This window comes from Streptomyces erythrochromogenes (assembly GCF_036170895.1).
In the GTDB taxonomy this organism is placed as follows: Bacteria; Actinomycetota; Actinomycetes; order Streptomycetales; family Streptomycetaceae; genus Streptomyces; species Streptomyces erythrochromogenes.
Genome location: NZ_CP108036.1, coordinates 6,121,651 through 6,141,625, shown reverse-complemented (window position 1 = coordinate 6,141,625; position 19,975 = coordinate 6,121,651). Strand labels below are relative to the sequence as shown.

The following is a 19,975-nucleotide window of genomic DNA, read 5'->3' as shown; positions in this document are numbered from 1 at the left end:
TCTCCATAGCCCGCCCCAGTTGACTGGTGCGCAGCGTGTTCCTGCGGCTGTGACCCAACCCTACTGACAGCCCCCGACTCAGGCGAGGCCCGCTTCCTTCATCTGCCGAAGCTCCTTCTTCAGCTCGCCGACCTCGTCCCGGATCCGGGCCGCGACCTCGAACTGGAGCTCCGCCGCGGCGGCGCGCATGCGGTCGGTCATCTGCTCGATGAGCGAGGCCAGTTCGGCGGCCGGGCGGTCGGTGAGCACCTCGGCACCCTTGGCGCCCTTGGCCGGTTTCGTCCCCTTGCCGCCCTTGGCGCCCGCCGGGGCGTGGGCCGCGGGACCGCCGAGCGCCGGCACCGGTGCCTTGGCGCCCTTGCCCTGCCGGTATCCGGTGCCGAGGAGCTGCTCGGTGTCCAGTTCCTCGCGGGCGATGGTGGCGACGATGTCGTTGATCTTCTTCCGGAGCGGCTGCGGGTCGATCCCGTGCGCCGTGTTGTAGGCGATCTGCTTCTCGCGGCGCCGGTTGGTCTCCTCGATCGCCTTCTCCATGCCCGGCGTGACCTTGTCCGCGTACATGTGGACCTGGCCGGACACGTTGCGCGCGGCGCGGCCGATGGTCTGGATCAGGGAGGTGCCCGACCGCAGGAAGCCCTCCTTGTCGGCGTCGAGGATAGCCACCAGGGACACCTCGGGCAGGTCGAGGCCCTCGCGCAGCAGGTTGATGCCGACCAGGACGTCGTACTCGCCGGCCCGCAGCTCGCGCAGCAGCTCGATGCGGCGCAGGGTGTCGACGTCGCTGTGCAGGTAGCGGACCTGGATGCCGAGCTCCAGGAAGTAGTCCGTGAGGTCCTCGGCCATCTTCTTGGTGAGGGTGGTGACCAGGACCCGCTCGTCCTTCTCCACCCGCTTGCGGATCTCGTGCACCAGGTCGTCGATCTGGCCCTCGGTGGGCTTGACCACGACCTCGGGGTCGATGAGGCCGGTGGGGCGGATGATCTGCTCGACGAAGCCGTCGCCGCGCGAGAGCTCGTACTTGCCCGGGGTCGCCGACAGGTAGACGGTCTGGCCGATGCGCTCCTGGAACTCCTCCCACTTCAGCGGCCGGTTGTCCAGCGCGGACGGCAGCCGGAAGCCGTGGTCGACCAGGGTCCGCTTGCGGGAGGCGTCGCCCTCGTACATGGCGCCGATCTGCGGGACGGTGACGTGCGACTCGTCGATGACCAGGAGGAAGTCCTCCGGGAAGTAGTCGATGAGGGTGTTGGGCGCCGATCCCCGCTCGCGGTCGTCCATGTGCAGCGAGTAGTTCTCGATGCCGGAGCAGGACCCGATCTGGCGCATCATCTCCAGGTCGTAGGTGGTGCGCATGCGCAGGCGCTGCGCCTCCAGCATCTTGCCCTGGTTCTCCAGCTCGGCGAGGCGCTCGGCCAGCTCGGTCTCGATGCCGGCGATCGCCTTCTCCATGCGCTCGGGGCCGGCGACGTAGTGGCTGGCGGGGAAGACGTAGAGCTCGCGGTCCTCGCTGATGACCTCGCCGGTCAGCGGGTGCAGGGTGGAGAGGGCCTCGATCTCGTCGCCGAACATCTCGATGCGGACGGCCAGTTCCTCGTAGACCGGGAAGATCTCGATGGTGTCGCCGCGCACCCGGAAGGTGCCGCGGGTGAAGGCGACGTCGTTGCGCGTGTACTGGATGTCGACGAAGCGGCGCAGCAGCTGGTCCCGGTCGATCTCCTCGCCCACCTTGAGCGAGACCATCCGGTCGACGTACTCCTGCGGGGTGCCGAGGCCGTAGATGCAGGACACGGAGGCGACGACGATCACGTCCCGCCGGGTCAGCAGCGAGTTGGTGGCGGAGTGGCGCAGCCGCTCCACCTCCTCGTTGATCGAGGAGTCCTTCTCGATGTACGTGTCCGACTGCGGTACGTAGGCCTCGGGCTGGTAGTAGTCGTAGTACGACACGAAGTACTCGACGGCGTTGTTCGGCAGGAGCTCGCGGAACTCGTTCGCCAGCTGGGCGGCCAGCGTCTTGTTCGGCGCCATGACCAGGGTGGGGCGCTGGAGCTTCTCGATCATCCAGGCGGTGGTCGCCGACTTGCCGGTGCCGGTCGCACCCAGCAGGACGACATCCTTCTCACCTGCACGGATGCGCTTCTCCAGCTCGGCGATGGCCGCCGGCTGGTCGCCGCTGGGCTGGTAGGGGCTGACGACCTCGAAAGGCGCCACCGTGCGTTCGATCTTCGATACGGGCCGCATGAGTCCACCGTACGACCCCGCACTGACACTCACGCCTCCCCGCCCGGTCCCGGCGCGCTCCGGGCGGCCCCGCGGGCCCCGGGCCCCCGTCATCCGTTCTGGTCCGTTTGTCGTAGTTCGGTGGCGGCTCCGTGATCTTCAACCCCATGATCGCGGTGAAGTGCATCGCCACAACGTCTGCCGCTCCGCACCCGTCTGACGCAGGAACAGGGCTCACGACCCGAGGAGAACGCACATGTACGTCCGACCCGCCGCCGCGGCCGCCGCCGCATTCCTGGGCTTCACCCTCACCCTGCTGGGCGGGACGGCGTCGTACGCCGCCACCGGTCCCGGATCCACGCCCGGACCGCTGGGCCTGGGGGGTCCCGTCGTGTACGCCCACCGGGGCGCCTCGGCGTACGCCCCGGAGAACACCCTCGCCGCGGTCGACCTGGCGATGCGGCTGGGTTTCGACTGGGTCGAGAACGACGTGCAGCGCACCAAGGACGGCGAGCTGGTGGTGATCCACGACGACACCCTGGCCCGGACCACGGACGTCGAACAGCTCTTCCCCGACCGCAAGCCCTGGAAGGTCAAGGACTTCACGGCGGCCGAGATCGATCGGCTCGACGCGGGCAGCTGGTTCGGCGAGGAGTACGCGGGCGCCTCCGTGCCGACCCTGCGGCAGTACCTCGACCGGGTGCAGCGCAACCGGCAGCGGCTGCTGCTGGAGATCAAGAAGCCGGAGCTCTACCCGGGGATCGAGGAGCAGACCCTGAGGGTGCTGGGCGAGGCGGGCTGGCTCGACGCGCGCCACGTCGCGCAGCGGCTGGTGGTGCAGAGCTTCAGCGCCGACTCCGTGCGCATCGTGCACGGGCTGCGCCCCGACCTGGTGACGGCCTTCCTGGGCACCCCGCCCGTGGCGGACCTGCCGCGGTACGCGGAGTTCACCGACCGGATCAACCCGTGGCACACCACCATCACGGCCGACTGGGTGGCGGCCGTGCACGGTCTGCTCGGGGCCCACGGCAGGGCGATGGAGGTGGACACCTGGATCGTCGACGACGCCGCGACCGCCCGGAAGGTGCAGGAGATGGGCGTGGACGGGATCATCACGAACGCCCCCGACGTGGTCCGGGAGGCGGTCGGCGGCTTCTGAGCACCCGGGCGGTGACAAGCCGGTGCGGCCGGGGCCTGTCGGCGGCGAGCCGTACCGTGGAGGCGTGGACAGCACCGAGCGGCCCCGCGGGCCGCACCTCGAATGGACCGTCGTCGCCAGCGACATCGGCCCCCTGCTCCTGGCCGCGACCCCCGAGGGGCTGGTCCGGGTCGAGTTCCATGCCGGGCCGGACCGGCTCGACCGGATGACAGGACCGCTGGTCTCCCGGCTCGGCGCCGACGCCCGGCGGCCCGCGCCGGGCGAGGAGGAGCTGCTGGCCGAGCCGGTGCGCCAGCTCGCCGCGTACTTCGCCGGTTCGCTGCGGCGCTTCGACCTGCCGCTGGACTGGCGCCTCAGCTCCGGCTTCAACCGCCAGGTGCTCCAGGAGCTGGACCGTTCCGTGCCCTACGGATCGGTCGTCGGCTACGGGGAGCTGGCGGCCCGCGTCGGACAGCCCGGCGCCGCCCAGGCCGTGGGCAACGCCATGGGGTCGAACCCGCTGCCGCTGGTGGTGCCCTGCCACCGGGTCGTGGAGAACGACGGGGGCATCGGGGGGTTCGGCGGCGGACTGGAGACCAAGCGGCAGCTCCTCGCACTGGAGGGAGTGCTCCCGCAGCCCCTGTTCTGAGCCCGGCGCGACGCCTGTGACCTCCTGGCCCGGCCCGCGGTGACGGCCCGGTTCCGCCGGACGGTAAGGGGTGGCACACTGCGGCGGTGACTACTGCTGCTGCCGCCGCACCCGGCCCCGCCGCGTCCCCCGTGCCCCGCGCCGCGCACCCGCGAGGGCGGTGTACGGCGTGACCGCCTCTCCCGGCACGGACCGGCCCGCCCCGCCGCTCGGCCTCCCGGACCTCGCGCGGCTCCAGAAGCGCACCTCCCGTGTGCTCATGGCCGGCCAGATGCTCGGCGGCCTCGGCGTGCCCATCAGCATCGCCCTGGCCCCCGTCCTCGCCACCGAGGTCAGCGGCACCGAGGCGCTGTCCGGGTTCGCCTCGACCGCCTCGGTGATCGGCACCGCCCTGGTCTCGCTGCCGCTCGCCGCCCTGATGACCGCGCGCGGCCGGCGCCCCGGACTGGTCCTGGCGTACGGGATCGGCGCCGTCGGGGCGGGCCTCGTGGTGCTCGCCGCCACGATCAAGAGCTTCCCGCTGCTGCTGCTCGGCATGGCCGCCTTCGGCGCCGCCTCCTCCGCCAACCTCCAGGCCCGGTTCGCCGCCGCGGACCTCGCCGCCCCGGACCACCGGGCCCGGGCCATCTCGGTCGTCGTGTGGGCGTCCACCCTCGGCGCGGTGCTCGGCCCCAACCTGTCCGCGCCGGCGAGCCGCAGCTTCGCCGGGACGTCCATACCCGAGACGGCCGGCCCGTTCGTGTGGGCCGCCGTCGTCTTCCTGCTGACCGGCGCGCTGATCGCCGTACTCCTGCGCCCGGACCCGCTGCTGACGGCTCGGGCACTGGCCGCACCCGAGGAGCAGACCCGCGAGGGCCGCTCGATCCGCGCGGGAATCGCCGCCGTGAAGGCCTCGCCGCGGGCCCGCCTCGCCCTGCTCACCGTCGCCGTCTCCCACACCACCATGGTCTCGATCATGGTCATGACCCCGATGGACCTGGGCCACCACGGCGCCGGGCTGGAGCTCGTCGGGCTGGTGATCAGCGGTCACATCGCGGGGATGTTCGCCTTCTCCCCGCTCATGGGCTGGCTCGCGGACCGGCTCGGACGGCTCTCCGTGATCGGCCTCGCCGCGGGGATGCTGTCGGTCGCCGCGCTGCTCGCCGGGACGGCCGGGCCCAACCACGGCCAGAGCGCCCTCGGGCTCTTCCTGCTCGGCCTCGGCTGGTCCGCCGGGATGGTGTCCGGCTCGGCCCTGCTGACCGACTCGGTGCCGCAGCCCGCGCGGGCCGCCGTACAGGGCCTGAGCGACCTCACGATGAACACGGCGGCGGGCGTGGGCGGGGCCGCCGCCGGCGTGATCATGTCCCAGGCCGGCTACGGCTGGCTCAACGCCGTCGGGGCCTCGCTGCTGCTGCCGATGGCGGCGCTCGCCCTGTTCACCGCGCGCCGCCGTCCCGCGGATCCCAAGGGGGTCAGCAGCTGATGTGGTAGGCCTTGCGGAGCGTCTCGTGGACGGTCCAGACGGTCTTGTCGCCCTCCCTCAGGACGCAGGCCGAGCCGGGGCCCACCTCCAGGGTCTCGCCGCCCTCGACCTCGACGGTGGCGCGTCCGCTGACCACCACGAACAGCTCGTTCGCCTCGACGTCGGTGACCACGCCCGGGGTGATCTGCCAGATCCCGCGCACCTGCTTGCCGTCGGCCGACTCCCACAGGACCTTGCCCGTGACGACCGGATCGCCGGAGACGATCTGTGCGGGGTCGAGGTCGTCGGGCTCCAGCTCCACGTCCGCCACGGTGACGGCGAAGGAGGCGGGGGCGGGGACGGCGGAGTGATCGCTGGTGCTCATGGCGCGCCAGCCTAGTGCGGCCCGTCCGCCCGGCGCGGTGACCACAGCGTCCAGGAACGGACCGGCCTACGAGTCACCCTGTCCAGTCGGACCGGGCCGCCTGGCGGTGAGGACCGGCTGGTGGAAGCCGGTGTCCGCCGGAGCGTGCCAGGCGGTGTCGCGCAGGCCCCCCTCCCGGGCGAACTCCGCGGTCCTCTCCTGCGTGAGCGCCCAGTACGTGGCGCGCGAGGTCCAGGGCGTCCAGGTGTCGCCGGCCGGCAGCAGCTGGAAGAGCTCCAGGTCGTAGCGCTCCCCGTCGGCGTGCCAGTGCCACAGCTGGAAGGTGATCGTCCGCTGCCCGTCCGGGCCGGTGTGGACGTGCGGGGCCTCGCTCTGCGGCCGGGCCCGGAGCAGGTCCGCGTAGGGGCGGGTGGAGAGCAGGAGCAGGCCGCCGGGGCGCAGGACCCGCCGGGTTTCGGCCAGGGCGGCGCGCACGTCCTGGGCGGTCAGCAGGTGGGGCAGCGCGTTGTCGGCGCAGACCACGGCGTCGAAGGAGGCGTCCGCGAAGGGCAGGGCCCGCATGTCGGCGGCGGCGAAGGGCAGGTCGAGTCCGCGGCGGGCGGCCTCGCTCGCGGCGCGGGCCGCGGAGAGGGGGCTCAGATCGGTCCCGGTGACCTCGTGGCCCAGTGCGGCCAGGCCGAGGGACTGCGTGCCGATGCCGCAGGCGTTGTCGAGGACCGTGTGCGGTCCCGGACCCAGCGCGGCGGTGAGCAGGGCGTCGAGGGCCCGGCCCTGCCGGGTGACGGACGCGTCCCAGTCCGCGTAGATGAGGTCGTAGCGGTCGGCGAGCCCGTCGTAGAAGCCGCGCGTGTCCATGGGGGAACGCTACTCGGACAGCTTTGTGACGGGTGTGGCGGGAGTGCGTTTGGAGGCGGCGGTCCCGTGCCATGGATGGGGACATGTCACAGCACAGAGCAACTGCACCCCTGCCCGGTGGACCGGTCCTGTCGGAAGAGGTACGCGAGGCGCTCGCGCAGGGCAGGCCCGTGGTGGCCCTGGAGTCGACGATCATCGCGCACGGCCTGCCCCGCCCCCGCAACCTGGAGGTGGGCCTCGAACTGGAGGAACTGGTCCGCGCGGAGGGTGCGGTTCCGGCGACGGTCGCGGTCGTCGACGGCGTGGCCCGCGCGGGCCTCGACAAGACCCAGCTGGAGCGGATCGCGGCCGGTGACGGCGTGCGCAAGCTCGGCCACCGGGACCTGGCGCCCGCGCTGGCGACGGGCGCGACCGGGGCGACGACGGTGTCCGCGACGGCCTTCCTCGCGGCCCGGGCGGGCCTGCGGGTCTTCGCGACGGGCGGGCTGGGCGGCGTGCACCGCGAATGGGCGCAGACGCAGGACGAGTCGGCGGACCTCTCCCTGCTGGCGCGGACCCGGATCACGGTGGTGTGCGCGGGCGTGAAGTCCATCCTGGACGTCCCGGCGACACTGCAGCGGCTGGAGACGCTGGGGGTGGGGGTGCTCGGGTACGGCACGGAGCGGTTCCCCGGTTTCTACCTGGCCGATTCCGGTGAGCCGGTGGACTGGACCGTGCACCGGCCCGAGGAGGTGGCGGCGGTCATGGCCGCTCAGGACGCGCTGGGCGGGACGGAATCGGCGCTGCTGGTGGCCAATCCGGTGGCGGCCGGGGAGCAGCTGGACCCGGAGCTGCACGACCGGGTCCTGGCCGACGCCCTCGCCCTCTGCCGCGAGCAGGGGATCACGGGCCAGGCGGTGACCCCGTTCCTGCTGGGGTTCCTGGTACGGGCGACGGACGGGGCCTCGCTGGAGGCGAACCTCGCGGCGGTACGCGGCAACGTGCGGCTCGGCGCCTGGATCGCCGGGGCCTGGGCGGCGCGGGCATGACCGCTGCGGGGGCGCTGCTCGTCGTCGGGGACGTGGTGACTGATGTGGTCGCCATACATCCGGAGCCGCTTGCTCCGGCCACCGACACCGCGGCCCGCATCCGCACCCTGCCGGGCGGCGCGGGGGCCAACGCGGCGTGCTGGGCCGCCCGTACGGGGAGCGCGGAGGTACGCCTCCTCGCGCGGGTGGGCACGGAATCGGCGCGGTGGCACGAGCGGGCCCTGGTGGACGCGGGGGTGCGGCCGCGGCTGGTGGTCGACCGGGAGGAGCCGACCGGGACGGTGGTGGCCCTGGTCGGCAAGGACGCGGAGCGGACCTTCCTCACCGACAGCGGGGCCTCGCTGCGGCTGTGCCCGGCCGACTGGGCCCCGTCCCTGCTGGACGGGGCGGCGCACCTCCACCTGTCGGGTTACCTGTTCTTCGCCGACAGCAGCCGGGAGCTGGCCCTGGTCGCGCTGCGGGCGGCGCGGACCCGGGGGGTGCCGGTGAGCGTGGACCCCGCGTCGGCGGGGTTCCTGGCGACGCTGGGCCCGCAGCGCTTCCTGGACGCCGTGGCGGGCGCGGGGGTGCTGCTGCCGAACGAGGACGAGGCCCGGCTGCTGGCCGGGCTGCCGAAGGGGGCCGGCGCGGCCCGGGCGGCGACGGCGCTGAGCCGGCGGGTGCCGCTGGTGGTGGTGACCCGGGGCCCGGCGGGGGCGCTCGTGGCCGAACGGGGCCGGATCACGGCCGAGGTGGCGGCCTCGGACCCGGCCGGGGCGGTGGTGGACTCCACGGGAGCCGGCGACGCCTTCACGGGCGCCTTCCTGGCGGCCCGCCTGGAAGGCGCGGACCCACCGGAATCGGCCCGCGCCGGCTGCCGCGCGGCAGCCCGAGCCATAACCCGCCCGGGCGGCCGCCCGTAACACCCCCAGCCCCGCCGACACCAGAGGTCCAGGCCCGGACAGCACCCGCCACCCCAACCCCGCCGGCGTTTGAGGCCCGGGCCCGGACAGCACCCGCCACCCCAACCCCGCCGGCGTTTGAGGCCCGGGTCCGGACAGCGCCCGCCACCCCAACCCCGCCGGCGTTTGAGGCGCGGGTCCGGGCAGCGCCCGGGAAACGGCGAAGGGGCGGGGCGGGGTGGAGCCTCCGCGCAGCGGCACTGGCACCCAGCCCCGCCGCCCCGCAGGGTCACCGCTCCCGGACCCCCGTCCAGGCGGGATGCCTGGGATCATCGGCCCGCACCACCACATCGGCGGCGGACGCCGGATCCACCTCGGCCTCGTACCGGGCGAACGCCTCCCCCGTCCACCGCTCGGACTCCTCGGTCCGCCGCGCCAGCGCCCCCGGCGACAACCGCACGTGGACGCTCAGGTCGAAGGGGAACCACCGCCCCAGCAGCAGCGGCCCGTGCACCAGCAGCACACCGCCGGCCGGGAGTTCGACGTACGGGCTGCGGGTCGCCCGGTCGGTCACCGGGTCCCACAGGTCCGGCAGCACCCGCCCCGTCCCACCGGGGTCGGTCGGCCCGAACACCTCCCGCCAGAGCGCGGCCGTGTCGTACCAGCCGTCCAGGTACGCGTCCACGTCCCGCCGGCCGAACTCGTAGCGGAGGGAGGCGGGCCGCAGGAACCCGCCCGTCGGCACCACCAGGACCGGTCGCCCGCGCAGCCGCAGCTCCTCCGCGAGCCGCCCGGCGAGGGTGCCGGTGTCCGCCGCGGGCGCTCCGTCGATGCCCACGCGCTGCCGGCCGTCCGGCCCGGGGGCGTTGGCGGGGTCGTCGAGGTGTCCGGCGAGCCGCTCGGCCATCCGCTGCCATGTGATCGCTTCCCACTGCACCGGCCCATTGTCAGTGGTCGGCCCTAGCTTTTTCCCACGAGGGATCACCGCGGAAAGGGCGCCGGTGGCCCGGCTTTCGGGGAGGGGTCTGTCATGGCTCGGGAGACGACGTATCTGGAGCTGTCGCAGGACGGCGGCGGGGCGCACAAGTTCTACGAGGTGACCGTGGACGGCACGGCGGTCTCCGTGCGCTACGGACGCATCGGCGCGCCCGGCCAGTTGCAGAGCTCCTCGTTCCCGACGGCCGAGAAGGCCCGGGCGGCCGCCGCCAAGAAGATCGGCGAGAAGGTCCGCAAGGGGTACGCCCCGGCCGTGCAGGGGCAGCGCGCCGCCCGGGCGGTGACGCGCCGCCAGGTGACGTCGGCGCCGTCGACGGCGCGTGCCGTCGCCCCCGTGCTGTGGCGTTTCCGTACCGGTTCCGCGGCCTTCGGGATCCATGTCGACGAGGACCGCTGCTGGGTCGGCAACCAGGCAGGCGACGTGTACACGCTGAGCCACGGCGGTGAGGTGCTGGCCCGCTATTCGCTGCCGGACGGGGTGAAGTGCCTGGTGGCGGACGAGTTCTGGATATACGCGGGCTGTGACGACGGCACGGTGTACGACCTGTCGTCGAAGGTCCCCTTCGGCGCCTACGCCATCGCGGCGGACGTGGACATCTACTGGCTGGACATCCACGAGGGCGTACTGAACGTCTCCGACGCGAACGGCGGCCTGACCGTCATCGACCACGAGGAGGAGCACCAGTGGTCGCGGAAGTCCTCGGGGACCGGTGGGTGGATGGTCCGGGCCGACGAGCGGGCGGTCTACCACGGACACAGCGCCGGTGTGACGGCCTACGCGGCCGACGGCACCGGGCAGTTGTGGCACAGCGCCACCCCGGGCGGTGTCCTGTTCGGCTGGCAGGAGGAGCACTCGGTGTACGCGGGTACGGTCCGCAACACCGTGCAGCGGCTGTCGAAGGCCTCGGGGGCGACCGAGGCCACCTACCGGTGCGACGCGGCGGTGTATTCGTGCGCGACCTCGCCGGACGGCCGCCACGTCTTCGCGGGCGACTCCTCCTCCTCCGTCTACTGCTTCGACGCGGACGGGAACCGGCTGTGGAAGCTGGGGACCGGCGGCGGGTCGGCGCTGTCGATGCAGTACCTGGACGGGCGGCTGTACCTCGTCACCACGGACGGCTCTCTGGTCTGCGTGGACGCGAGCGAGCAGGCGATCGCGGCGGCCCAGCAGGGTTCGGTGCCCGCGCCGATGGACGTGAAGTCGGCGGCCGCGCTGCCGGTTTTCACCCCGGCCGCGTCGGCCTCGGCGGTGGCGACGGTCTCCATGGCCGCGGTGGCCTCGGAGCCGGCGGGCGGTGTGGTGGTGGAGTGCGTCCAACAGGGGGGCCGGATGCGGGTACAGGTGGTGTCGAGCGGCTTCGAGTCCTCCTGGAACGTGCAGTTCCCGCGGGGGATCAGGGAGGTCGGCGCCCGGTACGTGGTCGACGACCTGCACGCGGCGTCCAGGGGCTTCTACCGGGTCCGCGGCGAGATACGCCGACTGGTGTGAGCGCGGCCGGCCCGCTCGGGCGGCGGCTCAGCAGGGGTGCTGCCGGCAGACCTCCGGTGTGACACCGGAGGGGGCCGGCGTGGGTATGGAGAAGGCGGTCCCCTCGGGCAGCCGGGGGGTCACGTGGAGCACGACCGGCTCGGTGCCGAGGTTGTGGCCCAGGTGTATGTGGCCGATGCCCGCGGGTTCCACGAAGGCGGTTCCGGGCCGGTGCACCTCGACGGTGAGGTCGTGCAGGACCCGGGTCAGGGTGCCCGCCAGGACGACGGCTTCGAGCCGCATCCGGTGGTAGTGCCAGCCCGTGCAGCCGCCCGGCGGGATGACGATCTCATGGCCCGCGGGGATCGTGGTGACGCATGCCTTTCCGGTGCTCATGCCGAAGCCGATCACCGGCGGCCGTGCCGTCGTCGTCCGCCGTGCGCCCATGTGTTCCTCCTCCGTGGACCGACCCCCGTGGTCAGCGGTCCAGGGCCCACCGTAGGAGTGATCAGGCCGATCCCGGAAGAGTCGGTGAAACCTCAACCTCCCTTCGCCACCAGGTGATATGAGGGGCGCAGGGCGGTATCACACCTGTATGAGCCTGGTCGTGTTCGAGTCTGCGAAGCAGATCCACTGCGCGGAGTGCCGGCAGGGTCCCCTCCGGCACCTGGTCCGCGAGGCCGGTGTGCCCCGGTGCCTGGACTGTGCGGATCTGGGGCACCTCGTCTATCTTCCGCGCGGCGACGCCGCGCTCACCCGCCGCTCCCGCGAGGCCAGTTCGCTCTCCGCCGTCGTGGTCCGCTTCCACAGGCGGCGCCGCCGGTACGAGCGCCTCGGGCTCCTCGTCGAGGACGCCGCCCTGGCCGGCGCGGAACGCGCCTGTCTCGCGGACTCCGAGGCGCGGGCGCGCCGCCGGGAGCGCGACCGGCTGCGCCGTGCGGCGGAGGACGTCCGCTTCACGGCGGCCTTCGCCGCCGAGATCGTCCGGCTGTTCCCCGGCTGCCCGGCCGACCGGGCCGTGGCGATCGCCACCCATGCCTCGGTGCGCGGCAGCGGCCGGGTGGGCCGCACCGCGGCGGGGCGGGCCCTGGACGAAGCGGCGGTCTCGGTGGCGGTGCGGGCTGCGGTGCGGCACACCGACACCGAGTACGACGCTTTGCTGATGTCGGGTGTCCCCCGCTTCGCGGCCCGCGCCCGGCTGGCTCCGCGGATCGACGCCATCCTGGACGGGTGGCGCACCATGCCGCGGAGGGCGGCTAGTTGAGCCGGAAGCGGCGGTAGAGGAGGACACCGCCGAGGAGCAGGCCTCCGCCCGCGGGCAGCAGGTACCCGGCGCCGTCGGCCCCGGTGTGGGCGAGCGCCTCGCTGTGCCGCGGCGGCTGGACCTCGGTGACCGGGACGACGGGCGTGACGGGGGTGGCCGGCGTGACCGGGGTGACCGGCTTCTCGACGACGGGCGGCTGGACGGGCTTGCCCTCTGTGGGCTTCTCGCCGTTGACGGACGTGTTGCTGTGCGCGGGGTTCCCGATGCCGACCACGTTGACGGAGTTGCCGCTGACGTTCAGCGGGAGGTCGACGGGGAGCTGGATCCCATTACCCGACAATACGCCCGGAGAATCCTTTCCGCGCCCCTCTGCCACGGCTCCTCCGCCGTTCCCGCCGCCCTGCTGCGACGTGTGCGACCCGCCCTGCGTGGAATGCCCGCCGCCTCCCCGCGACTCGTTCGCACAGCGGTTCCCGGCCGCGGGGTTCAGCACGCCGACGACGTTCACGGTGTTCCCGCAGAGGTTCACCGGCACGTTCACCGGCAGCTGCACCAGGTTCCCGGACAGCAGACCGGGCGAGCGCTCGGCCCTGCCGCCGGCGTCCGCGTCGGCGTGGGCGAGCCCGCTCACGCCTGCGGCGGCCAGGCCGCCGCCTGCAACGACCGCCGCGATCAAGCCACTTCGACGACTGTGACGCATCACTTTCCTGCCTTCCGGTGGATTTCGGGACCCAGCCCCGCATCGGAAACAACGCCTCCAAACCCATACGGGTTATAGGGGTGGTAGGGATTTCACTCAATCGTGTACTGGGTACTGGGTACTTCATGACTGATCGCCCACTGCTGCTCCTCGACGTGGACGGCCCGCTCAACCCCTTCCGTTCCCTCTCCGCCGGGCTGCGCGGGTACCGGAGCCACCGCATGCGGCCGGAGGTCTGGCTCTCCTACCGCGACCCGCAGTCCCGCAGCGCCCGGCGCGGCGCGCGGGTCCGCCTCCACCCGTCCCACGGCGCCCGGCTGCTGGCCCTGCCCTTCGAGATCGCCTGGGCCACCGCCTGGACGCACCAGGCCAACACCCTGATCTCCCCGCACATCGGGCTCCCCGGCGACCTGTCCGTCGTCGAATGGCCCGAACTGTTCGCCGAGGACCCCGACGGCCTCTCCTGGAAGACCCGCCACCTGCGGGACTGGGCGGCCGGCCGGCCCTTCGCCTGGGTCGACGACATGATCACCCCGCAGGACCGGGCCTGGGTCGCCGCCCACCATCCGGCCCCGGCCCTCCTGCTGCGCATCCACCCGCGCCACGGCCTGCGGGACCGCGACTTCACCGCCCTCACCCGCTGGGCGGAGGGTCTCAGCCCAGCAGGGCGCTGACCGGGTCCGGGGAGGGGCGGCCCGTGGGCCACCAGTCGTCGTCGTCCGGGCGGGACTCGTAGGCGTACCAGAGGGCGTCGCGGCCGAGCCGGAGCTGGCGGGTGCGGGCCGTCAGGCGGTTGCGCTCGGGGCGGAAGGAGCCCTGCGACGCGGCGAGGAGCGCGGGGCGGGCCCGGTCGAAGGGGCCGGCCGGCGGATCCCAGGGCTCTTCGAGGGCGGCGAGGGCGGGGCGGCCGCCCTGGCGCCAGGCCGCCGCGGCCCGGGCGAGGTCGGTGGTGGTACGCCCGGTGGCGCGGGCCAGGTCCCGGTAGAGGGTGCGGGCCGCACCCGTCAGGCCCGCCGTTGGCTCCGCGGAGGCCAGCCGTACGGCGTCCTGCCAGAGGGAGAGCCCGGCGATCGGGTCCTCGCCGGTGGTGAGCAGGGCGAGGGCGCGGGCGGCCGCGTCGGAGGCGAGCTGGTCGAGGGCCAGCGGGTCCGGTGCAGCCGGGTCGGCCGGGTAGGCGGGCGGAAGGCCCGCCGCCGCGGGTGGGGCGAGCGGCGCGGGCAGCGGCGGCAGCACGGTGCGGACGAGCGCCTCCCGGGCGGCGACACCGGGGAAGTCCGGCGCCGCATCGGGCTGTTCGCGGGCGGCGTGGGCGGCGTTGCGGCGGGTGAGGTCCTCCAGGAGTTCCCGTTCGCCGCGGCCGCGCAGGAGCAGCAGGACGAACGGGTCCTCGTCGAGGAGGCGGGCCGCGCGGTAGCAGAGGGCGGCGGCGTGCTTGCACGGCGGACGCCCGAAGTCCGGGCAGGAGCAGTGCGGGACGAGCTCGCCCGCCCCGGGCAGGACGGTCCCCGCCAGCGACTGCGGGACCTCACGCTCCAGGAGCGCGCCGAGCGCCGCCGGGTCGGCCGCGACCTCCTCCAGCAGCTCGCTCCACTCCGGGTCCGCGAAGGCGGGCAGGGTCAGCTCGGTGCGGTACGGGCGGGGCCTGCTGCCCCGCACGTACGCGACGATCCGGCCGGGGGTGACGGTCACCGCGTCGACGTGCCCGGCCACGGCATAAGTACGGCCCCGGGCCAGGCGGGCCGGGTCGCCGGAGGCCTCCTCCAGTGCGGCCACCCAGGACCGGCCCCACCAGCTCACCGCCTCCGCCCCGGCGGGCACGGTCTCGAAGGTGCGGCGGCGGTCGTCCCGCGCGGTGATCATGCGGGCCTCCGCAGGGAGACGAGGTCGGCGAGCTCGCGGTCGGTCAGCTCGGTCAGCGCCGCCTCGCCCGAGCCGAGGACTGCCTCGGCCAGGGCCCGCTTCGCCTCCAGCATCTCGGCGATGCGGTCCTCGACGGTGCCCTCGGCGATGATGCGGTGGACCTGTACGGGCTGGGTCTGGCCGATGCGGTAGGCGCGGTCGGTGGCCTGTTCCTCGACGGCCGGGTTCCACCAGCGGTCGAAGTGGACGACGTGGCCGGCGCGGGTGAGGTTCAGGCCGGTGCCGGCGGCCTTGAGGGACAGCAGGAAGACGGGGACCTCACCGGCCTGGAAGCGGTCCACGAGCTCCTCGCGGCGGGCGACCGGGGTACCGCCGTGCAGGAGCTGCGAGGCGATCCCCCGGGCCGACAGGTGCCGCTCGATCAGCCGGGCCATCGTCACGTACTGCGTGAAGACCAGCACCGAACCGCCCTCGGCGACGATCGTGTCCAGCAGCTCGTCCAGCAGGGCGAGCTTGCCCGAGCGGTGCGGCAGCCGGGGCTGCTCCTCCTTCAGGTACTGGGCGGGGTGGTTGCAGATCTGCTTGAGCGAGGCCAGCAGCTTCATGATCATGCCGCGTCTCTCGATGCCCTCGCTGGACTCGATCACGGCCATCGCCTCGTCCACCGCGGCCTGGTAGAGGGAGACCTGCTCCCGGGTGAGGGACACCGGGTGGTCGGTATCCGTCTTCGGCGGCAGCTCGGGCGCGATACCGGGGTCGGACTTCTTGCGCCGCAACAGGAACGGCCGTACCAGCGCGGACAGGCGGGCGACCGCGGCCTCGTTGCCCCCGTCCTCCTCCTGCTGGTGCTCCACCGGGCGGGCGTGGCGGGCCCGGAAGGCGGTCAGCGGGCCCAGCAGGCCGGGCGTGGTCCAGTCGAGCAGCGCCCACAGCTCGGAGAGGTTGTTCTCCACCGGGGTGCCGGTCAGCGCCACCCGGGCCGGCGCCGGGATCGTGCGCAGTGCCTTCGCGGTCGCCGAGTGGGGGTTCTTGACGTGCTGCGCCTCATCGGCGACGACCATGCCCCAGCGCTGTTCGGCGAGCTGCGCGGCGCTGGCGCGCATCGTCCCGTAGGTGGTGAGGACGAACCCGCCCTCGCAGGACGTCAGGTCCTCGGTCCTGCGGCCGCCGCCGTGGAAGCGGCGCACGGGGGTGCCGGGCGCGAACTTCTCGATCTCCCGCTGCCAGTTGCCCAGGAGGGAGGCCGGGCACACGACGAGCGTCGGCTCGCGGCGGTCCCGGTGCAGGTGCAGGGCGATGAGGGTGACGGTCTTGCCCAGGCCCATGTCGTCGGCGAGGCAGCCGCCGAGACCGAGGGAGGTCATCAGGTCCAGCCAGGCCAGGCCGCGCGCCTGGTAGTCGCGCAGGGTGGCCTTGAGCGCGGCGGGCTGCGGCAGCGGCGCCAGTTCCCCCGTCAGCCGCTCGCGGAGCGCGGCCAGCGCGCCCACGGGCACCGCCTCGACCTGCTCGCCGCCGACCTCCGTGGTCCCCGACAGCGCGGCGGCCAGCGCGTCCACCGGGTCCAGCAGGCCCAGTTCGCGCTTGCGCGCCTTGCGCACCAGCTCCGGGTCGACCCGGACCCACTGGTCCCGCAGCCGTACGACGGGCCGGTGGGCCTGCGCCAGCGCGTCCATCTCGCCCGGGGTGAGCCGGTCGCCGCCGAGGGCCAGTTCCCAGGAGAAGGCGAAGAGGTGTTCCGCGTCGAAGAAGGCGGTCCCGTCGGTGGCGGACCCGGGCGCGGTGGACCGTACGACGGCGTTCGCGGACAGCGTACGGGCCAGGTCGCGGGGCCAGTGGACGACGACCCCGGCGGCCGCCAGGCGGTTCGCGGCGACCCCCAGCAGGTCTTCCAGCTCCGGGTCGGACAGTGCCAGGGCGTCGGGCACGGGCTGGTCCAGCAGCCGCAGCAGCGGTGGCCAGACCCGCGCGGCCCGGCGCAGCGCGAGCACGGCGTCGATCCGGGCGCGGGGACCGAAGCCGGCTCCCGCGGTGCCGGCCCACAGCTGCCCGGCATCGGTGACCAGCGTCGGGTCGGCGAGGCTGTGGACCTGGACGACGGCGGCCCCGGCGCGCCGGGTCTCCTCCCCCTCGGCCTCGTCGAAGAGGCGGAAGGAGGACAGGTCGAGCCGGAGCGAGAGCCCGACCCCGGTGTCGGATCCGGCCGCGACCTGCGCGGCCCACTCCTGTATCCCGGGCACCCGCTGCGGTTCCCGGGCGGCGAAAGGCCGCCCGGCGGCGACGGCAGCCGCCGGGGTGCGGGGCAGGCTGTCGGCGACTGCGTCGAGGAACGCGCGGACCAGCGCCTCCGGTTCGGGCAGCCGGAGCGGACGGCGGCCGGCGAGGGGCGTCGCGTACCCCTCGTGGGGCAGGGCGGCGGCGACCGCCCTGAGGTGGGCGATGTCGGCGGCGTCGAGCGGGCCCGCGCGCCAGGCGTCGACGCCCTCGGGGGTGAGCCCGGGGAGCAGTCGGCCGCGCGCGGCCAGGGTCAGGGCCTGCGTGGCGGCGGTGCCCCAGGCCCGGGTGGCGGGGTGCGCGGCGGGGCTGCGGGGGGCCGGCGCGAGCAGGGGCAGGGCTGCGGCGACCGAGAAGGTCACCGCGGGCACGGTCCGGCTGCGGACCCCGGTGCCGTGCGGCCGTACGACGGTGAGCGGACCCGGTGTGCCCGCCTCGGGCAGGGGGTCCCCGTCGGGCGACCAGAAGGCGACCCGTCCCTCCCGGGGGACGGCGGCGGGCAGGAAGACGGCGGCATGGCGCAGCAGCGCGGATGCGTGCGTCTGCGCGGTCATGGTGTCCCCCTCCCTCACGATGTCCTCCCGGACCTGCCGACCCCTTCCCCACGAGTCTAGGTGTGGCCACCGACAACGGCCCCTGACCTGCGGATTCAGCGGGACCAGCGGCCCTGTTCCACGGCGTACCCGTACACGGGCCGACCGGTCGCGGCGCTCGTGCGCAGCGAGCGGCCGCCGTCGTCGATGCGCAGGGTTCCCGAGCCGGCCGGCGAGGACCAGCGCAGGTCCAGGGACCAGTCGCAGTCGCAGCCCGTGGTGGCGGCCGCCACCCGCAGGACGACCGGCTCGGCGGCCGAGACCCGCATCGGGAAGGACGGGGCGGGAAGCCGGTTCCCGGCGTCGTTCCCGGCGACGGGCCGGGCCAGCGGGCGCGGCGCGTCCAGGTTGACGGCGAAGACGGCCGGGGTGATGCCTCCGCCGCAGCCCTGCGACATCTGGTAGACGTTCCAGGCGGGCGGTGTGCGGCGCGCCGCCACCCGCACCTCCAGGCCCTCCAGGACCACCGCGCCCCCGCCCGTGCCGTGCAGGGTGGCCTCCACGATCTGGTTCCCGGCGTGCACGGCGCGCTGCGCCGAGGCCCAGGCGGGCGCGTCCGCCTCCACGGGCGGCGGGGGCACCGCTGCGGGACCCCGCTCGGACAGGTAGGCGTGGTCGCAGCCCGCTGCCCACACGTGCGACCGCACCGCCGCCCTGAGGGGCGCCGCCGGCGCCTGGCCGGGGGCCGCCGCCGGCGGCGGGGAGGAGGACGGGGCCGGCGCCGTCGCCGGTCCCTGCGACGCTGCCGAAGGCGGTGCCGGACCCGTCGCCGGCTCCGACGGAGCCGCTCCGTCCGCCGACGGAGTCCCCGCCGCCGGGCCGGATCCCGCAGGCCCCTGCGTACCGGCCCCCGTGCCCGCCCCCGCCCCGGCCCCCGCCTGCGGGGTCCCCCGCTCGGGTCCGGTCACCGCCAGCAGCGCCACGGCGACCGCACCCGCCGCCAGCCCCGCGGCGACGACCACGGCCGCCCTGCGCCGGTACCAGGACGGGCGGACCACCGGCTCCCCCACCGCGGCCGGAGCGACCACCAGCACGGCCCGCTCCGCCGCGACGGCCGGTACCGGCGGCTCGGGTACCTGCGGCTCCGGTACCTGCGGCTCGGGTACCGCCTCTGGTGCCGGCTCCGGTACGGGCGTCGGCGCGGCCGCCCCCGCGCGCCGCCGCGCGTCCGCCAGCAGCCACGCCCGGTGCAGGTCCACCGCCTCCGCCGCCGAGGCCCCGCAGGCCCGCGCGAAGCGGTCCACCACCGCGAACTCCGCCGGCAGCGCCTCCCCGTTGCAGTAGCGGTGCAGCGTCGACGTACTCGTGTGCAGCCTGCGCGCCAGGACGCCGTAGCTCAGCCCTCCGCGCTCCTTCAGCTCCCGCATCAGCCGCGCGAAATCCTCGGCCTCACTCACCGTGTCCCCCGTCCCGTGTCCCGTGGCTCCGTTCCATGCCTGAGGTGTTCCCCCAGGTGAAAGCGCGTACGGGCGTTCCAGTGTCCCGATTTCGCCCCGAACCGTCGCCCTGCGCCCCCACCGGGGAACAGCCTTGTCAGGCACACCGATGCATCCACGGGGAGAACCGACATGTTCCGACGTACCGACACTGCCGCCACCCTCGCCACCGCACTGGTCGCGGCGGCCGCCACCCTCGTCCTCACCACCTCGACCTCCGCCGCGGCCGTCGGCGCACCCGGTTTCCTGACCGGCACCGACCTGCCGCCGCACCCGACGTCCCCCTGGTACTCCGGCGAGATCACCAAGGGGCTGCCCGAGACGGCGCCGTTCTGCCTGGACGGCGTACTGCCGGCGGCGGGCAGCTGGCACCGCACGTTCGGCACCGAGCTCGACACCGGTGCCGTGCAGGTCTCCGTACGGTCCGCCTCGCCCTCGGCGGCCGCCAAGCTGGTCGGCACGCTGGAGCGCAAGGTCGCCGCCTGCGCCGCCGACTGGCTGCGCACGGCCCCGGGCGGCACGGCCTCCTGGCAGGACTACGGGACCCTGCCGGTCGAGGAGGGCGCGCACGTCTACGGGGTCCACACCTCGATCCCGGAATCCGAGCCGGGCGTGCACCTGTACGGGATCGGACGCGACGGCTCCACCGTGACCGTCGTGCAGTGGGGGCAGATGGGCGACCTGTCGCAGGCCCCGCTCGCCGCCTTCAAGAAGACGACCACCAAGGCCGTGAACAAGCTCAACCCGTAGCCCGGCCGCCCGAGTGGGACCATGGACAGCGAGAGGCGATGGC

The 19,975-nt window shown here is 74.3% G+C and carries 18 protein-coding genes; 9 read left to right on the top strand and 9 right to left on the bottom strand.

Going from position 1 to position 19,975, the window contains the following annotated elements:
• Window positions 1-78: 78 nt before the first annotated feature.
• Complete coding sequence (uvrB, locus tag OHA91_RS28100) at window positions 79-2,235, bottom strand: excinuclease ABC subunit UvrB (protein ID WP_328740242.1); 2,157 nt, start codon at window positions 2,233-2,235, stop codon at window positions 79-81.
• Between the two features lie 235 nt (window positions 2,236-2,470).
• Here uvrB and OHA91_RS28095 point away from each other — a divergent pair, with 235 nt between their 5' ends.
• The 3 genes from OHA91_RS28095 to OHA91_RS28085 all read left to right on the top strand — a co-directional run bounded on the left by OHA91_RS28095 (window position 2,471) and on the right by OHA91_RS28085 (window position 5,466).
• Window positions 2,471-3,373: a glycerophosphodiester phosphodiesterase gene (locus OHA91_RS28095; RefSeq protein WP_031149160.1), complete on the top strand. Its 903-nt coding sequence runs from the start codon at window positions 2,471-2,473 to the stop codon at window positions 3,371-3,373.
• Window positions 3,374-3,437: 64 nt separating this feature from the next.
• Window positions 3,438-4,001, top strand: a complete 564-nt coding sequence (locus tag OHA91_RS28090) for a methylated-DNA--[protein]-cysteine S-methyltransferase (protein ID WP_031149162.1) — start codon at window positions 3,438-3,440, stop codon at window positions 3,999-4,001.
• Between the two features lie 259 nt (window positions 4,002-4,260).
• Window positions 4,261-5,466, top strand: a complete 1,206-nt coding sequence (locus OHA91_RS28085; RefSeq protein ID WP_276566694.1) for an MFS transporter — start codon at window positions 4,261-4,263, stop codon at window positions 5,464-5,466.
• On the opposite strand, the gene OHA91_RS28080 is transcribed toward OHA91_RS28085, so the two are convergent.
• Together OHA91_RS28080 and OHA91_RS28075 are read right to left on the bottom strand one after the other, a co-directional pair.
• On the bottom strand, window positions 5,456-5,830 hold the full coding sequence (locus tag OHA91_RS28080) for a cupin domain-containing protein (protein WP_031149166.1): 375 nt from the start codon (window positions 5,828-5,830) through the stop codon (window positions 5,456-5,458). The genes OHA91_RS28085 and OHA91_RS28080 overlap by 11 nt on opposite strands.
• 66 nt (window positions 5,831-5,896) lie before the next feature.
• Window positions 5,897-6,685, bottom strand: a complete 789-nt coding sequence (locus tag OHA91_RS28075; protein ID WP_266502215.1) for a class I SAM-dependent methyltransferase — start codon at window positions 6,683-6,685, stop codon at window positions 5,897-5,899.
• Window positions 6,686-6,768: 83 nt separating this feature from the next.
• Between OHA91_RS28075 and OHA91_RS28070 the strand changes: the two genes are divergently transcribed.
• A complete protein-coding gene (locus OHA91_RS28070) occupies window positions 6,769-7,713 on the top strand; it encodes a pseudouridine-5'-phosphate glycosidase (protein WP_266502213.1) in 945 nt (314 codons plus the stop codon).
• Entirely contained in the window at window positions 7,710-8,615 is a 906-nt protein-coding gene (locus OHA91_RS28065; RefSeq protein WP_266502211.1) for a carbohydrate kinase family protein, read from the top strand. The genes OHA91_RS28070 and OHA91_RS28065 overlap by 4 nt, the downstream gene beginning before the upstream one ends.
• 268 nt (window positions 8,616-8,883) lie before the next feature.
• On the opposite strand, the gene OHA91_RS28060 is transcribed toward OHA91_RS28065, so the two are convergent.
• Entirely contained in the window at window positions 8,884-9,531 is a 648-nt protein-coding gene (locus OHA91_RS28060; RefSeq protein WP_031149174.1) for a nucleoside/nucleotide kinase family protein, read from the bottom strand.
• Between the two features lie 93 nt (window positions 9,532-9,624).
• Between OHA91_RS28060 and OHA91_RS28055 the strand changes: the two genes are divergently transcribed.
• Complete coding sequence (locus tag OHA91_RS28055; protein WP_266502208.1) at window positions 9,625-11,079, top strand: WGR domain-containing protein; 1,455 nt, start codon at window positions 9,625-9,627, stop codon at window positions 11,077-11,079.
• A gap of 27 nt (window positions 11,080-11,106) precedes the next feature.
• Here the strand turns inward: OHA91_RS28055 and OHA91_RS28050 are convergent, their stop codons facing one another.
• Window positions 11,107-11,505, bottom strand: a complete 399-nt coding sequence (locus OHA91_RS28050) for a cupin domain-containing protein (RefSeq protein ID WP_308289031.1) — start codon at window positions 11,503-11,505, stop codon at window positions 11,107-11,109.
• Window positions 11,506-11,653: 148 nt separating this feature from the next.
• Between OHA91_RS28050 and OHA91_RS28045 the strand changes: the two genes are divergently transcribed.
• Complete coding sequence (locus OHA91_RS28045) at window positions 11,654-12,322, top strand: DUF2293 domain-containing protein (protein ID WP_328740241.1); 669 nt, start codon at window positions 11,654-11,656, stop codon at window positions 12,320-12,322.
• Here the strand turns inward: OHA91_RS28045 and OHA91_RS28040 are convergent.
• Window positions 12,315-12,998, bottom strand: a complete 684-nt coding sequence (locus OHA91_RS28040; protein ID WP_308289030.1) for a chaplin — start codon at window positions 12,996-12,998, stop codon at window positions 12,315-12,317. The two genes, OHA91_RS28045 and OHA91_RS28040, sit on opposite strands and share 8 nt — an antisense overlap.
• A gap of 149 nt (window positions 12,999-13,147) precedes the next feature.
• On the opposite strand from OHA91_RS28040, the gene OHA91_RS28035 reads away from it, so the two are divergent.
• Window positions 13,148-13,696, top strand: a complete 549-nt coding sequence (locus OHA91_RS28035; RefSeq protein ID WP_031149185.1) for an HAD domain-containing protein — start codon at window positions 13,148-13,150, stop codon at window positions 13,694-13,696.
• Here the strand turns inward: OHA91_RS28035 and OHA91_RS28030 are convergent.
• The 3 genes from OHA91_RS28030 to OHA91_RS28020 form a co-directional block, all read right to left on the bottom strand.
• Window positions 13,677-14,882, bottom strand: a complete 1,206-nt coding sequence (locus tag OHA91_RS28030) for an SWIM zinc finger family protein (RefSeq protein ID WP_031149187.1) — start codon at window positions 14,880-14,882, stop codon at window positions 13,677-13,679. The two genes, OHA91_RS28035 and OHA91_RS28030, sit on opposite strands and share 20 nt — an antisense overlap.
• On the bottom strand, window positions 14,879-17,707 hold the full coding sequence (locus tag OHA91_RS28025; RefSeq protein ID WP_328740240.1) for a DEAD/DEAH box helicase: 2,829 nt from the start codon (window positions 17,705-17,707) through the stop codon (window positions 14,879-14,881). The genes OHA91_RS28030 and OHA91_RS28025 overlap by 4 nt, the downstream gene beginning before the upstream one ends.
• 95 nt (window positions 17,708-17,802) lie before the next feature.
• Window positions 17,803-19,143: a helix-turn-helix domain-containing protein gene (locus tag OHA91_RS28020; RefSeq protein WP_328740239.1), complete on the bottom strand. Its 1,341-nt coding sequence runs from the start codon at window positions 19,141-19,143 to the stop codon at window positions 17,803-17,805.
• A 171-nt stretch (window positions 19,144-19,314) separates the two neighbouring features.
• Between OHA91_RS28020 and OHA91_RS28015 the strand changes: the two genes are divergently transcribed.
• Window positions 19,315-19,932: a hypothetical protein gene (locus tag OHA91_RS28015; RefSeq protein ID WP_031149193.1), complete on the top strand. Its 618-nt coding sequence runs from the start codon at window positions 19,315-19,317 to the stop codon at window positions 19,930-19,932.
• Window positions 19,933-19,975 lie beyond the last annotated feature (43 nt).

What these genes read in the sequence shown, in the direction of transcription:
- OHA91_RS28055 (WP_266502208.1), top strand. Translation starts at nt 9,625, where the DNA reads ATGGCTCGGGAGACGACGTATCTGGAGCTGTCGCAGGACGGCGGCGGG.
- OHA91_RS28095 (WP_031149160.1), top strand. Translation starts at nt 2,471, where the DNA reads ATGTACGTCCGACCCGCCGCCGCGGCCGCCGCCGCATTCCTGGGCTTC.
- OHA91_RS28015 (WP_031149193.1), top strand. Translation starts at nt 19,315, where the DNA reads ATGTTCCGACGTACCGACACTGCCGCCACCCTCGCCACCGCACTGGTC.
- OHA91_RS28025 (WP_328740240.1), bottom strand. Translation starts at nt 17,707, where the DNA reads ATGACCGCGCAGACGCACGCATCCGCGCTGCTGCGCCATGCCGCCGTC.
- OHA91_RS28045 (WP_328740241.1), top strand. Translation starts at nt 11,654, where the DNA reads ATGAGCCTGGTCGTGTTCGAGTCTGCGAAGCAGATCCACTGCGCGGAG.
- OHA91_RS28030 (WP_031149187.1), bottom strand. Translation starts at nt 14,882, where the DNA reads ATGATCACCGCGCGGGACGACCGCCGCCGCACCTTCGAGACCGTGCCC.
- OHA91_RS28050 (WP_308289031.1), bottom strand. Translation starts at nt 11,505, where the DNA reads ATGGGCGCACGGCGGACGACGACGGCACGGCCGCCGGTGATCGGCTTC.
- OHA91_RS28035 (WP_031149185.1), top strand. Translation starts at nt 13,148, where the DNA reads ATGACTGATCGCCCACTGCTGCTCCTCGACGTGGACGGCCCGCTCAAC.
- OHA91_RS28080 (WP_031149166.1), bottom strand. Translation starts at nt 5,830, where the DNA reads ATGAGCACCAGCGATCACTCCGCCGTCCCCGCCCCCGCCTCCTTCGCC.
- OHA91_RS28070 (WP_266502213.1), top strand. Translation starts at nt 6,769, where the DNA reads ATGTCACAGCACAGAGCAACTGCACCCCTGCCCGGTGGACCGGTCCTG.
- OHA91_RS28065 (WP_266502211.1), top strand. Translation starts at nt 7,710, where the DNA reads ATGACCGCTGCGGGGGCGCTGCTCGTCGTCGGGGACGTGGTGACTGAT.
- uvrB (WP_328740242.1), bottom strand. Translation starts at nt 2,235, where the DNA reads ATGCGGCCCGTATCGAAGATCGAACGCACGGTGGCGCCTTTCGAGGTC.
- OHA91_RS28085 (WP_276566694.1), top strand. Translation starts at nt 4,261, where the DNA reads ATGGCCGGCCAGATGCTCGGCGGCCTCGGCGTGCCCATCAGCATCGCC.
- OHA91_RS28075 (WP_266502215.1), bottom strand. Translation starts at nt 6,685, where the DNA reads ATGGACACGCGCGGCTTCTACGACGGGCTCGCCGACCGCTACGACCTC.